Origin of the sequence: Mesorhizobium humile, assembly GCF_033977215.1 — a bacterium.
Taxonomy (GTDB): domain Bacteria; phylum Pseudomonadota; class Alphaproteobacteria; order Rhizobiales; family Rhizobiaceae; genus Mesorhizobium; species Mesorhizobium humile.
In genome coordinates, this window is sequence record NZ_JAVIIV010000008.1 from 106,442 (window position 1) to 119,720 (window position 13,279).

Below are 13,279 nucleotides of genomic sequence, written 5' to 3' on the forward strand. Positions count from 1 at the left end.
CACTAATTCCTACCTTTTGGCAATCGGCACGTAATCGCGTTCCGTGGCGCCGGTGTAGAGCTGGCGCGGGCGGCCGATTTTCTGGTGCGGATCCTCGATCATTTCCTTCCACTGGGCGATCCAGCCGACGGTGCGAGCGACCGCGAACAGCACGGTGAACATGGTGGTGGGGAAGCCGAGCGCCTTCAGCGTGATGCCGGAATAGAAATCGACATTCGGATAGAGCTTCTTGGCGATGAAGTATTCATCGGTCAGCGCGATCTTTTCCAGCTCCATTGCGATGTCGAGCAGCGGATCGTCCTTGATGCCGAGCTCGCCCAGCACCTCATGCGCGGTCTTCTGCATGATCTTGGCGCGCGGATCGTAGTTCTTGTAGACGCGATGGCCGAAGCCCATCAGCCGAAACGGGTCGTTCTTGTCCTTGGCGCGAGCGATGAACTCCGGAATGTGATCGACATGGCCGATCTCGCCCAGCATGTTGAGCGCCGCTTCGTTGGCGCCGCCATGCGCCGGGCCCCACAGGCAAGCGATGCCGGCGGCGATGCAGGCGAAGGGGTTGGCACCTGACGAGCCGGCAAGGCGGACGGTCGAGGTCGAGGCGTTCTGCTCGTGGTCGGCGTGGAGGATGAAGATGCGCTCCATGGCGCGCGCCAGCACCGGATTGATCTTGTATTCCTCGCAAGGCACCGCAAAGCACATGTGCAGGAAGTTGGCGGCGAAGTTCAGCTCGTTCTTCGGATAAATGAAGGGCTGGCCGATATGGTACTTGTAGGCCATCGCCGCGATGGTCGGCATCTTGGCGATCAGGCGCATCGAGGCGACCATGCGCTGGTAGGGATCCGAGATGTCGGTCGAGTCGTGATAGAAGGCCGATAGCGCGCCGACCACGCCGCACATCACAGCCATCGGATGCGCGTCGCGGCGGAAGCCGGTGAAGAAGCGCGACATCTGCTCATGCACCATGGTGTGGCGCGTCACACGATAGTCGAAGTCTTCCTTCTGCGCCTTGGTCGGGAGTTCACCGTAGAGCAGGAGGTAGCAGACCTCGAGGAAGTCGCCATGTTCGGCAAGCTGGTCGATCGGATAGCCGCGATGCAGCAGGATGCCGGCATCGCCGTCGATGAAGGTGATCGCCGATTCGCAGCTTGCCGTGGAGGTGAAGCCGGGGTCGTAGGTGAAGGCGCCGGTCGTGCTGTAGAGCGCGCCGATATCGATCACGTCAGGCCCGGTCGACCCGCTTCGCACCTTGAATTCATGGGTCTTGCCGGCGAGTTCGAGCCTGGCGGTCGACTCATGCGCCTTGCCGCTCGGTTCCAGTTTTGTCGCAGCTTCGCTCATTCCCAAACTCCTTTATGTTTCCTCATGCCGGCAAGGCAATTCCTGCAAACGACACGTCGAAATCACCGGAATGCGCGAACTTGCCAATCGCATTTTAGGAGGTGCGTGCCAGATTGGGCCAAGGCCTAATGTTGCACTGCGAAACACACCTTTCAATGCCAATCTTCTTGGGCCAGTTCGCTCCTAATCGATTTGATCTCCAATCCTCGCCAGGCTTTCCTGGCGGCCCAGCACGGCAAGCACGTCGAACACGCCGGGCGAGGTGCTGCGGCCAGTAAGCGCGGCGCGGAGCGGCTGTGCCACGGCGCCGAGCTTGTGCCCGCCGGCCAGCGCAAAGTCGCGGATCGAAGCCTCGGCCGAGGCAGCGCTCCAGTCGCCTTCGATGGCTGACAATGCGCCATGCGCGCCGCGCAGGATCGCGCGCGCATCCGCGTTGAGCAGGCCCGCCGCCTTCTCGTCGAGCGGCAATGGCCGTTCGGCGAACAGGAACGCCGCGCCGTCGACCAGTTCCACGAGGGTTTTTGCCCGCTCCTTGAGGCCGGGCATGGCGGCAAGCAGTTGCGCCTTGCGCCCGCCGTCGAGCTTGGCCGCGAGCGCCGGCCCGCCTTCGAGATAGGGCAAGGTGGCGACGAAGATGTCGAACAGGGCCTGGTCATCCATCTTGCGCATATGGACGCCGTTCAGCGCCTCGAGCTTGGCGAAGTCGAAGCGTGCCGCGCCCTTGTTGACGTCGCCGATGTCGAACCAGGCGACCATGTCCTTGACCGACATCACCTCGTCGTCGCCATGGCTCCAGCCGAGCCTGGCCAGATAGTTGAGCAGGGCCTCGGGCAGATAGCCCATGGCACGATAGGCCTCGACGCCGAGCGCGCCGTGCCGCTTCGACAGCTTGGCGCCGTCGGCGCCGTGGATCAGCGGGATGTGCGACATCGACGGCACGTCCCAGCCCATGGCGTTGTAGATCACCGTCTGGCGCGCGGCGTTGGTCAGGTGATCGTCGCCGCGGATAATGTGGGTGATGCCCATGTCGTGATCGTCTACGACGACGGCGTGCATGTAGGTCGGGACGCCGTCGGAACGCAGGATGATGAAGTCGTCGAGATCCTTGTTCGGGAAGCGCACCTCGCCCTGCACGCGGTCGTTGACGATCGTCACGCCCTCGGTCGGCGCCTTGATGCGGATCGCACCCTTGACGCCTGCCGGCGCCTCGGACGGGTCACGGTCGCGCCACTGGCCGTTGTAACGCGGCGGCAGGCCCTTGGCGCGCGCCGCCTCGCGCATCGCCTCGAGCTCGGCCGGCGTCTCATAGGCGTAATAGGCCTTGCCTGCGCGCACGAGTTCCTCGGCCACCTCGCGATGACGCGGTGCGCGCTGGAACTGCGAGACGGCGTCGCCGTCCCAGGAGAGGCCAAGCCAGGTCAGCCCGTCGAGAATGGCGGCCGTGGCGGCTTCGGTGGAGCGCTCGCGATCGGTATCCTCGATGCGCAGCAGCATCGTGCCGCCGGTGTGCCTGGCATAGAGCCAGTTGAACAGCGCCGTGCGTGCCCCGCCAATGTGCAGGTAGCCCGTGGGCGAGGGGGCAAAGCGGGTGACGACCTTGTTGGACATGGAACTCTCGAGGAAGCACTGAAAATGCATGTGTCGCGCAGACTTCCACGCGACCGGCGTTCATGTAGCATAGGCGGTCTGGGGCGCAAGGGGCAGACCCGATGGCTGGACGTGGCCGGGGCGCGGAGGAGGGCGGGGGAACGACAGCTGGCGTCAGCGAACGCCTGATGTTTGTCCATGCCACGCCCAAAGAGACAGCGCCGGTTTCGCTTCCGGAGCCGCGCGCACCAGCCGTGTTGCTGCCGCCCGGTGACGGTGCAATACAACCGGTCCCGCCAACAGCCACCATCGGCCGGATCCGCAAACAGCTTGGCCGCGCCTCGCTTCCCGCACTGCGCCGAAGCATCGGCACCGCGGCGGCCACCGAGCTCGACCGCGGCATCGGCTTCCTGCTGGTGCCCGTGTTCCTGGCCGCTGGTGTCATCTACTACTTCTCGCTGAACACTGAGCCCGATCTCTACAGGCCGCTCGCGGCGGTGGCCCTGATGGCTGTTTGCGCGGCGGTTTCGCGTTCCCGGCACAGAACGCACCTTGTCTTCGTGGCGGCGTTTTTCTGCGCCTTGGGCTTTCTCGCGGCCAAGGTGGAGACCTGGCGGATGGCGACCCCGATGCTGGGTTCCGAAATCCAGACACGGCTGACGGGGCGCCTCGTCACCGCCGAGGCGATGGCCAACGGCCGCATCCGGCTGACAATCGATCTGATTTCCACGGAGCATCCCAAGCTGCGCTATGCGCCGGACCGCGTCAGGCTGTCGGCACGCAGGATCCCGCCAGAGATGATCGCCGGGTCGATGCTGACCGGCTATGCCAAGCTGCTGCCGCCGACAGGCCCGGTTCGGCCGGACAGCTATGACTTTTCCTTCGACAGCTACTTTGCCGGCATCGGCGGCAGCGGCTTTTTCCTGGGCGATCCAAAGCTGATTGCCCCGGCAGAAGCGCCATTCGGAGCGCGCGTCGCATCGGCTGTCGAAAACGCGCGCGAAGGCATTGCCGACCATATCAGGAGCGCCATCGGCGGGTCCGAAGGCGAGATCGCGGCGGCGCTGATCGTCGGCGTGCGCGCCGGCATTCCGGAAGCGATCAACGAGTCGATGCGGCGCACCGGCATCTACCACATCATCTCGATCTCCGGCCTGCACATGGCACTTGTCGCGGGCACGATCATGGTCCTTTTGCGCGGCACCTTCGCGCTGTTTCCGGATTTCTCGTCACGCCGACCGGTGAAGAAATATGCCGCTGCAATCGCGCTGGCCTCGATTGCCGCCTACCTCGTGATCTCCGGCATCGTGGTCGCGGCCGAGCGAAGCTTCATCATGCTGGCCGTGATGCTGGTCGCCGTGCTTTTCGACCGCGCGGCGCTGACCATGCGCAACCTGGCGATCTCTGCCATCGCCGTCATCCTGGTCTCGCCGCACGAAGTGGTCGGCCCGAGCTTCCAGATGTCTTTCGCCGCCACCGCTGCGCTTGTCGGCGCCTATGCCGGCTTTGCCGACTATCGCGCCGGCAAAACGACAGCGCCGCCGGCAAGGCGTTCGTTTCTCGGGTTCGTATCGCAAAAACTGGCGGTTGGCGTGGGCGGCGCCGCCATAACGTCGCTCATCGCAGGCAGCGCGACGTTGCTGTTTGCGATCTGGCATTTTCAGCGCGTGTCGCCGCTCAGCCTGCTGGCCAATCTGGCGGTCATGCCGATCGTTTCGCTGATCGTCATGCCGTTCGCCGTGTTGAGCGCGCTCGCCATGCCCTTCGGCTTCGACGGTCCCTTCCTCTTTGTCATGGGCAAGGGCCTGACGGCGATGATCGCCATTTCGGCGTGGATATCCGAGCGCTCACCGGTCGACGCCGTCGGGCTGATCTCGATCCAGTCGGTGCTGCTGGCGACGGTCGCGCTGGTCATCGCAACGATGGCGACCACGTGGCTCAGGCTTGCCGCGGTACCCTTCGCGCTCGCGGCGCTGCTGGCCATTCCCCATGTCCGCACGCCGGATGTGCTTGTCTCGGAGGACGCGCATCTGGTGGCGATGCCGATCGGAGGCGGCGAGCTTGCGATCAACCGCGCGCGCTCCAACGAGTTCACCACCGACAACTGGAAACGAGCGCTGAAAGCCGAGGATATCGTGCCGCCGGAGACGTTCGCCAAGGACGCCCTCGACATCGCCGATCCCGTCGACCTGCCGCCTGGCTCGCCCTTCTACTGCACCGGAGACCTCTGCATCGGCCGGCATCCTTCCGGCGCCATCGTCGCGCTTGCCGAGAACCGCGGCAGCGCCCGACCGGCCTGCGGGTTCGCAGATCTCATCGTCATCAACGATGCAACGGCCTACAACCCATGCCGCGATCCGCGCGTGCTCGTCGTCACCAAGCGGCAGCTGGCGCGCGACGGCAGCGCCGCCATCTTCTTCGATCCGCAATCGGCGACCGCCCGGCCAACCGTTCGCTACGCGGTCGACGAGCCATATCGTCCCTGGCACGAGCAGCGGAAATACACACGCGAGGCGAGGGGGCTGCCGCCCTATCAACGACCGGAAAAGCCGGCGGCCGCGCCGCAGCCGACAGAATAGATGTCACGCATTCCCGGCGAAGACCGCCGCGCGGTTCTGCTCAGTAGCGACGGATAAGTCCGACGAGCTTGCCCTGAACCTTGACCCGATCCGGTCCGAAGATACGGGTCTCATAGGCCGGGTTGGCGGCCTCGAGCGCGATCGAGGCACCCTTGCGGCGAAACCGCTTCAAGGTCGCTTCCTCGTCGTCGACCAGCGCCACCACGATCTCGCCCGGGCTTGCCGTATTGGCGTTGCGGATGATGACGGTGTCGCCGTCGAAGATACCGGCCTCAATCATCGAGTCGCCCTTGACCTCCAGCGCATAGTGCTCGCCGCCCATGATCATGTCCGGCGGCACCGAGATCGAGTGCGTCTGGTGCTGGATGGCGTCGATCGGCACGCCGGCGGCAATGCGGCCCATCACCGGAATGGATACGGCCGAAACAGCGTCGTCGTCATTGCTGGGTGTCGGCGTGCGCGAGGGCGCTGCCGGCTTGACCTGGCGGTTAAGATTGCCTTGGCCGCCCTGGATGACGCTTGGCGAGAACTTCTTCGCGGCATTCAGGCCAGGCGCGATCGAGTCGGGCAGGCGCAAGACTTCGAGGGCGCGCGCCCGGTTCGGCAGCCGGCGAATGAAGCCGCGCTCTTCCAGCGCCGTGATCAGCCGGTGGATGCCGGACTTCGAGGCAAGGTCGAGCGCCTCCTTCATCTCGTCGAAGGATGGAGGAATCCCGCTCTCCTTCAGGCGTTCATGGATGAACATCAGGAGTTCATGTTGTTTGCGCGTCAGCATTGGCGGCCCCCACGGGTTCTGAAACCAGAATCGGAAAAACAAACCCAGAACAAACACTATCTGTTCCAGTTGTGTTCCGCAACCGTTTAAAGTTTAATGAATTTCTTAAGGCTGCCGAAACAATGTTGCATTCGAGGACGCCAGCCGCCGCCAGTAGGGCGGTGGCATTGATTCCGCTCGATTTTGCAGCACTGCCTAAGTTGAAACAGCAGGCAGCGCCATCACGAAAGCGCGGGTCGGACCGCGTGGACCACCCTTTGCGCATGCTGCACCGTGAACGAAACGAACCCAAAATGCCAACTTCGGCGATTTGCCGGTTCTCTGTTCTCGCGGTCTATGGACCATCTAACACAGGACGAAAGGTTCTTGCCCCGACGCCGACTGGGGTGAGACAACCGCCGTTGGCCGTCTGGCGATTTGCGAGCGGCGCTGGGTCGAGATGGAGGCGGTAACGCGATGAGGGGAATTCCTGGCCGTGCTGAAGTCGAGGCGATGGATGCCGCGGATCCGCTGCGCGCCCTGCGCGATCGCTTCATCCTGCCGGAAGGGGTGATCTATCTCGACGGCAACTCGCTGGGTGCGGCGTCCTCCGAGGTTTTCGACGAGATCGAGAAAGCGGCAACGCGCGAATGGGCGCATGATCTTATCCGCGCCTGGAATACCGCGGGCTGGTTCCAAATGCCTGTCGAACTGGGCGACCGGCTCGGGCGACTGATCGGCGCGGCGGCCGGACAGACCGTCGTTTGCGATACGACGTCGATCAACATCTACAAGGTCCTGCATGCGGCGCTGGCGATGCGGCCCGACCGATCCGTGATCGTTGCCGAGGGCGACAGTTTTCCGACCGATCTCTACATGGCGGAGGGCGTGGCCTCCACGCGTCCTGGTACGGTGCTGCGGCTCGAAGGTGTCGACGCCCCGACGATCGAGGAACTGATCAACAGCCAAGTCGCGGTCATCCTGGTCAACCACGTCAACTACAAGTCCGGCCGGTTGCGCGACATGGCGGCCTTGACGCGCAAGGCCCACGAAGCCGGCGCGCTGATCGTCTGGGACCTCTGCCATACGGCAGGCGCGTTGCCGGTGGATCTTGATGGTTCGAGTGCCGACTTCGCTGTCGGCTGCACCTACAAGTATCTCAATGGCGGCCCGGGCGCGCCCGCCTTCATCTATGCCGCGAATCGCCACCACGGCGACATTCGCCAGCCGCTCAGCGGCTGGTGGGGGCACGCCCGGCCTTTCGCGTTCGAGCAGGGCTACGCCATCGGCACGGGCATCCGCCGGTTCCTGTGCGGAACACAGCCGGTGCTGTCGATGCGGGCGCTGAAGGGCGCGCTGGACCTCTGGGACAAGGTCGACATGAATGCCGTGCGCGACAAAAGCATCGCCCTGACGGACTTGTTCATCCGGCTTGTCGAAGCCCGATGCGGCGCCTTCGGCCTCGAACTGGAAAGCCCGCGCGATGGCGCCGAGCGTGGCAGCCAGGTGTCGTTCGCCCATCCGCACGGTTACCAGGTGATGCGCGCCCTGATCGAGCGCGGCGTGATCGGCGATTTCCGCGCGCCATACACCATCCGCTTCGGCTTCACACCGCTCTATGTCGGCTATCGGGATGTCTGGGAGGCCGTCGAAGTGCTGGAAGACATCCTGCGCACCGGCGTCTGGCGGGAAGCGCGCTTCGCGGTCAAGGAGGCCGTCACCTGAATCGGGCTTTCTCGCTCAATGGGGCTTTTCGGCGCGCAGGCGGAAGCGCTGGATCTTGCCGGTCTGGGTCTTGGGCAAGGCGGCGATGAACTTCACCGAGCGCGGGTATTTGTAGGGCGCGATCGTTGCCTTGACGTGATCCTGCAGACGCTTGACCGTCGCGGCATCCGGCGCCGCGCCCGGCGCCAGCACGACATGCGCCTCGACGATCTGGCCGCGTTCGGCGTCCTCGGCGCCGATGACGGCGCATTCCGCGACATCCGGATGCGACAGTAGCGCGGCCTCGACTTCCGGCCCGGCAATGTTGTAGCCGGCGCTGACGATCATGTCATCGGAGCGGGCGGCGAAATGGAAGAAGCCGTCTTCGTCCTGCACGAAGGTGTCGCCCGTCAGGTTCCAGCCATCCCGCACATAGTCCTTCTGGCGATCGTCGGCCATGTAGCGGCAACCTGTCGGCCCACGCACCGCCAGCCTTCCCGTCGCGCCATGCGGCAACTCGCGCATCTCCTCGTCGACGATGCGCGCCTCGTAGCCGCCCACCGGCTTGCCGGTCGATGCGGGCTTCATGTCGTCGAAGCGATTGGAGATGAAGATATGCAGCATCTCGGTGGCGCCGATGCCGTCCAGAATCGGCTTGCCGGTCTTTCGCGTCCACTCTTCGAAGACGGGAGCGGGCAACGTTTCGCCGGCAGACACGGCGACGCGCAGCGAAGACAGGTCGGCGCCTTCGTCCATGGCCTTGAGCATCGCCCTGTAGGCCGTCGGCGCCGTGAAGGAGATGGTCGCCCTGTAGGTCTCGATGATGTGGATCATGTTGGGCGGCGTCGCCTGCTCCAGCAATGTCGCCGCCGCGCCGAAGCGGAGCGGGAAAATGGCAAGCCCGCCAAGGCCGAAGGTAAAGGCCAATGGAGGGGAACCGACAAAGACGTCGTCGGGCGTCACCTGGAGGATCTCGCGGGCGTAGGCGTCGGCGATGATCATCAGGTCGCGGTGGAAATGCATGGTCGCCTTCGGCACGCCGGTCGTGCCTGAAGTGAAGCCAAGCAACGCCACGTCGTCGCAGCCGGTGTCGACAGCCTTGAAGGTCACGGGCTTGTCGAGCGCGGCGCGATCGAGCTCCGCGTCATGGTTGGCGGTGCCGTCGAAGCCGATGACCTGCTTGAGGAAGGCGCTCTCCTTGGCGCAGGCCGTCATCTCGTCCATCAGCCGCGTGTCGCAAAGCGCGATGCCGATCTCGGCCTTGTCGACGATCTTGGCCAGTTCGCCGGCGCGCAGCATCGGCATGGTGTTGACGACGACGGCGCCGACCTTGGTGGCGGCCAGCCAGCAGGCAACCATGGCGGGATTGTTCGCCGAACGGATAAGCACCCGGTTGCCCGGCCTCACGCCATAGTTTTCGACCAGCGCATGCGCCAGGCGGCTCGTCCAGTCGGACAATTCCTTATAGGTGCGGCGGCGGCCATTGCCGATGAGCGCGGTGCGATCGCCGAAACCTTTCTCGACCAGCCTGTCGGTCAGTTCGACGCCGGCGTTGAGACGCTCGGGATAGTCGAACCCATCCAGAAGGAAATCCGGCCACTGCTCGGGCGGCGGCAGGTGATCGCGCGTGAACGTGTCGGTATGCGCTGAAGGTCCAAGCATGTAGCCGTCATCCTCCCTGCTTTGCCCAAGGAGGTTGCCGTACCCGGCCGTACCTTCGTGACACCGCCTTGGGGCGAGCGTGGGCGGGCTTGGGCGTTCGGCAGACCTCCTGTCGTCGGCCGTTCGTAAGGCAGGATCGCACCGGCCCAAATTTGTTTCAAGCCTAAAATGTTTTGGTTCCGGAGCATTGACGTGATCCCTGCAGCCGGCCATTGCTGGATGAAGCTGCGCGTCTTGGGAGGCACGGTTGGTCGAACATCGCATCGCGGATTGGAACAATGCCTATGCCAATGGCGCGAACATCGCGGGTGGCGACCGCTGGCCGGCGGCCTGGGATGGCCCGGCTCAGCAATTCCGCGACAAGCTGGTGGCAGAAGGCAGGGCGCGGCTCGACATCATGTATGGCGAAGCGCCGCGCAACCGGTTCGATCTGTTTCTCCCGACCACCGCGCCAAAGGGGCTCGTCGCGTTCATCCACGGCGGCTACTGGATGGAGTCGCACAAGACCTCCTGGTCGCATCTGGCTGGAGGTGCTGTCGGCCGCGGTTTTGCAGTCGCCATGCCCTCCTACACGCTTTGCCCGCGGACCGGGATCAGTGGCATCGTCAACGAGGTTGCGGCCGCGATCGAGAGGGCGGCAGCGATGATCGATGGTCCGCTGATGCTGACCGGGCACTCGGCCGGCGGACATCTCGCCAGCCGCATGGTGACCGCGGCCTCGCCGCTGTCATCCGATGTGGCGCGACGCATACGCCAGGTCGTTTCGATTTCAGGTCTGCACGACCTTCGGCCGCTGATGTTCACCGCGCTGAACGAGACCTTGAACATCGACGAGCGGGAAGCATTGAGCGAAAGCCCCGCATTGCTTCGGCCCATGCAAGGAACCCGCATCACCTGTTGGGTCGGCGGCGGCGAGCGCTCCGAATTCCTGCGACAGAGCGCGTTGCTCGCCAACATCTGGACCGGGCTCGGCGCTGCAACCCGTTCAGTGGTCGAGCCGGACCGGCATCATTTCGATGTTGTAGATGGGCTCGCCGATCCGGATCATCCCCTGACCCGTACGCTGGTCGACGAGTAGAACTACGATCCACTGCGTCGATGGATCAACGATCGGCTTCGCCGACGTATCAATGGATCGACTTCGTCGACTTCTAGCGCAGCATCAGCACGCTGCATTCGGCGCCGGCTTCCGCGGCAGGCGCGAAGGGCTGGCGCACGATCAGGCCGTTGGCATCGGCGAGCATCCTGAGCATCGAGGAGTCCTGGATGCCGAAAGGAGTCGCGACCAGGGTGCCGGCGTCCTCGCGCACGACGGCGCGCACGTAGTCCTGCCTGAGATCGTTGGCCTGCATCGCGGCGCCCAGCCTGGCCGTTCGCACGTCCTGCCGGTGATCGCGGCCGCCGAGCCTGGCAAGGAGCGGCTTCAGGAAAAGTTGCGAGCAGACGATGCTTGCCACCGGATTGCCAGGCAAGCCGATGCAACGGACATTGCCAAGCCGGCCAAACATCAGCGGCTTGCCGGGGCGCATGGCGATCTTCCAGAAGTCGAGCTTCATGCCTTCGCCGGTCAGCACATCATGGATCAGGTCGTGGTCGCCGGCGGAAGCCCCGCCGAGCGTGACGATGACATCAGCTTTTGCCTCGACTGCTTTCCTGACCAGCGCGGCGATCGCCTCTTTCCGGTCGGCGGCGATGCCGAGGTCGAGCGCGCGCGCCTCGACCGACTGGGCGGCGGCGGCAACGCCGTAGGCATTCGACGAAATGATCTGGTCGGGGCCAAGCGTGCTGCCCGGCGGCAACAGTTCGTCGCCGGTGGCGATGATCGCAACCAGCGGCCGGCGCACGACGCTCAAAGCAGGGTGGTTGGCCGAGGCCGCCAGCGAAAGGGCCGCCGCGTCGAGCACGCGGCCCTTTTCGAGCAGCACGTCGCCTTGGCCGAAGTCGAGCCCGCGGCGACGGACATTGCGTCCTTCCGCGGTCGGCTCCGTCACTTCGATCCGGCGGTTGCCGAGATCGCGGACGTTTTCCTGGATGACAATGGTGTCGGCACCTTCAGGCAGCGGCGCGCCGGTAAAGATGCGCACGGCCTGGCCTTTTCCGACGGTTCCGGAGAAGCCGCGTCCGGCAGGCGCCATGCCCATGACCTCGAGCTCAGCCGGCGCCGAAGCGACATCGGCGAAACGAACGGCGTAGCCGTCCATAGCGGAGGCATTGAACGGCGGCTGCGTGCGCAGCGCCACAACCGGTTCCGCCAGAACCCGCCCAGCCGCTTCGGCGAGCGGAATGCTTTCGCCAGGCAAAGGTGCTGCGCCATCGAGCAGGCGTTCGAGCGCCTCGGCGACCGGGACCAAAGCCATCAGGCATCCACCTTGTAGTCGCCGGACTTGCCGCCGGTCTTCTCGACCAGCCGGATGCCGGAAATGACCATGCCGCGGTCCGCCGCCTTGGCCATGTCGTAGATGGTGAGGCAGGCAACCGAAGCGGCGGTCAGCGCCTCCATCTCGACGCCGGTCTTGCCGGTGACGCGGGCAAGCGCGGTGACCCTGAGGCCGGGCAGCGAACGGTCGGGCTCGATCTCGACGGCAAGTTTTGTCAGAAGCAGCGGATGACAGAGCGGGATCAGCTCATGCGTCTTCTTCGCGGCCATGATGCCGGCGATACGGGCCGTGCCCAGCACATCGCCCTTCTTGGCGTCGCCGGCGAGAATTATCTCCAGCGTTTCGGACCGCATCGAGACAAAACCTTCGGCGATCGCCGTGCGCGTCGTCTCGGCCTTGTCGCCGACATCGACCATGTTGGCTTCGCCCTTTGCGCCAAGATGGGTGAGGGCAGGCATCCTCAAACGGCCTCGGCCGGCGCCTTGCCCGTCAGCAGAAGCTCGGTCGCGGCAGCCACATCGGCCTGCCGCATCAGGCTCTCGCCGACCAGGAAGGTGCCGATCTTGCTCTTCTCCAGCCGGCGGCAGTCCTGATGCGTGAAGATACCGCTTTCGCTGACCAGCAGCCGGTCCGCCGGCACCATGGCCGCCAGCCGCTCCGAAACATCGAGGCTGGTCACGAAGGTCCGCAAATCGCGGTTGTTGATGCCGATCAGCCGTGACGAGAGGCGAAGCGCCCGCTCCATTTCCATTTCGTCATGCACCTCGACCAGCGCGTCCATGCCGAGCTCGAAGGCGGTCGCTTCAAGGTCCCTGGCCAGCGCGTCGTCGACGCTCGCCATGATGATCAGGATCGCGTCTGCGCCCCAGGCGCGCGCTTCGAATACCTGATAGGGATCGAACAGAAAATCCTTGCGCAGGGCCGGCAGGCGTACCGCTGCCCGCGCCGCCGTCAGGAATTCCGGCGCGCCCTGGAAGGACGGCGCGTCGGTCAGCACCGAAAGGCAGGCCGCGCCACCTTTCTGATAGGCCCTGGCCAGCGCCGGCGGATCGAAATCGGCGCGGATCAGGCCCTTTGAAGGGCTGGCCTTCTTGATTTCGGCGATCAGCGCGAAACCGCCCTCCCGGCGCTTGGCTTCCAGCGCCGCGAGGAAGCCGCGTGGCGGCTCGGCGTCCCTGGCCTTCATCTTGATTTCGGCCAGCGGCGCGGCGAGCTTCGCCGCGGCGATCTCGTCGCGCTTATAGGCTTCGATCTTGCGCAGGATGTCCGACAAGGGC

The 13,279-nt window shown here is 64.8% G+C and carries 10 protein-coding genes; 3 read left to right on the forward strand and 7 right to left on the reverse strand.

All coding sequences use genetic code 11. The features are described from left to right. Positions 1–9: 9 nt before the first annotated feature. Positions 10–1,338 carry a citrate synthase gene (gene gltA, locus RFM52_RS14445; RefSeq protein WP_320295691.1) on the reverse strand — a complete coding sequence of 443 codons (1,329 nt, stop codon included), beginning with the start codon at positions 1,336–1,338 and terminating at the stop codon, positions 10–12. Between the two features lie 183 nt (positions 1,339–1,521). After that, positions 1,522–2,946 (reverse strand): glutamate--tRNA ligase, encoded by a 1,425-nt coding sequence (gene gltX, locus RFM52_RS14450; RefSeq protein ID WP_320295690.1) that lies wholly within the window; start codon positions 2,944–2,946, stop codon positions 1,522–1,524. A gap of 101 nt (positions 2,947–3,047) precedes the next feature. Between gltX and RFM52_RS14455 the strand changes: the two genes are divergently transcribed. Beyond that, positions 3,048–5,504, forward strand: a complete 2,457-nt coding sequence (locus RFM52_RS14455) for a ComEC/Rec2 family competence protein (protein WP_320295689.1) — start codon at positions 3,048–3,050, stop codon at positions 5,502–5,504. A gap of 40 nt (positions 5,505–5,544) precedes the next feature. On the opposite strand, the gene lexA is transcribed toward RFM52_RS14455, so the two are convergent. Beyond that, positions 5,545–6,279, reverse strand: coding sequence for a transcriptional repressor LexA (lexA, locus tag RFM52_RS14460; RefSeq protein ID WP_320295688.1), 735 nt, complete (start codon positions 6,277–6,279; stop codon positions 5,545–5,547). Positions 6,280–6,735: 456 nt separating this feature from the next. On the opposite strand from lexA, the gene kynU reads away from it, so the two are divergent. After that, positions 6,736–7,983, forward strand: coding sequence for a kynureninase (kynU, locus tag RFM52_RS14465; RefSeq protein ID WP_320295687.1), 1,248 nt, complete (start codon positions 6,736–6,738; stop codon positions 7,981–7,983). Positions 7,984–7,998: 15 nt separating this feature from the next. On the opposite strand, the gene RFM52_RS14470 is transcribed toward kynU, so the two are convergent. Next, complete coding sequence (locus RFM52_RS14470; RefSeq protein WP_320295686.1) at positions 7,999–9,624, reverse strand: AMP-binding protein; 1,626 nt, start codon at positions 9,622–9,624, stop codon at positions 7,999–8,001. A 247-nt stretch (positions 9,625–9,871) separates the two neighbouring features. Here RFM52_RS14470 and RFM52_RS14475 point away from each other — a divergent pair, with 247 nt between their 5' ends. After that, a complete protein-coding gene (locus RFM52_RS14475; RefSeq protein WP_320295685.1) occupies positions 9,872–10,702 on the forward strand; it encodes an alpha/beta hydrolase in 831 nt (276 codons plus the stop codon). Positions 10,703–10,775: 73 nt separating this feature from the next. On the opposite strand, the gene RFM52_RS14480 is transcribed toward RFM52_RS14475, so the two are convergent. Genes RFM52_RS14480 through trpC form a run of 3 tightly spaced genes read right to left on the reverse strand, consistent with a single transcriptional unit; the run spans position 10,776 to position 13,275 of the window. Beyond that, on the reverse strand, positions 10,776–11,981 hold the full coding sequence (locus RFM52_RS14480; RefSeq protein WP_320295684.1) for a molybdopterin molybdotransferase MoeA: 1,206 nt from the start codon (positions 11,979–11,981) through the stop codon (positions 10,776–10,778). After that, positions 11,981–12,460, reverse strand: coding sequence for a cyclic pyranopterin monophosphate synthase MoaC (moaC, locus tag RFM52_RS14485; protein WP_320295683.1), 480 nt, complete (start codon positions 12,458–12,460; stop codon positions 11,981–11,983). The genes RFM52_RS14480 and moaC overlap by 1 nt, the downstream gene beginning before the upstream one ends. 2 nt (positions 12,461–12,462) lie before the next feature. Then, positions 12,463–13,275: an indole-3-glycerol phosphate synthase TrpC gene (trpC, locus tag RFM52_RS14490; RefSeq protein ID WP_320295682.1), complete on the reverse strand. Its 813-nt coding sequence runs from the start codon at positions 13,273–13,275 to the stop codon at positions 12,463–12,465. Positions 13,276–13,279 lie beyond the last annotated feature (4 nt).

Excerpts from the sequence above, each read along its gene's own strand:
- gltA (WP_320295691.1), bottom strand. The coding sequence starts at position 1,338 with ATGAGCGAAGCTGCGACAAAACTGGAACCGAGCGGCAAGGCGCATGAG.
- kynU (WP_320295687.1), top strand. The coding sequence starts at position 6,736 with ATGAGGGGAATTCCTGGCCGTGCTGAAGTCGAGGCGATGGATGCCGCG.
- gltX (WP_320295690.1), bottom strand. The coding sequence starts at position 2,946 with ATGTCCAACAAGGTCGTCACCCGCTTTGCCCCCTCGCCCACGGGCTAC.
- lexA (WP_320295688.1), bottom strand. The coding sequence starts at position 6,279 with ATGCTGACGCGCAAACAACATGAACTCCTGATGTTCATCCATGAACGC.
- RFM52_RS14455 (WP_320295689.1), top strand. The coding sequence starts at position 3,048 with ATGGCTGGACGTGGCCGGGGCGCGGAGGAGGGCGGGGGAACGACAGCT.
- RFM52_RS14470 (WP_320295686.1), bottom strand. The coding sequence starts at position 9,624 with ATGCTTGGACCTTCAGCGCATACCGACACGTTCACGCGCGATCACCTG.
- moaC (WP_320295683.1), bottom strand. The coding sequence starts at position 12,460 with ATGCCTGCCCTCACCCATCTTGGCGCAAAGGGCGAAGCCAACATGGTC.
- RFM52_RS14480 (WP_320295684.1), bottom strand. The coding sequence starts at position 11,981 with ATGGCTTTGGTCCCGGTCGCCGAGGCGCTCGAACGCCTGCTCGATGGC.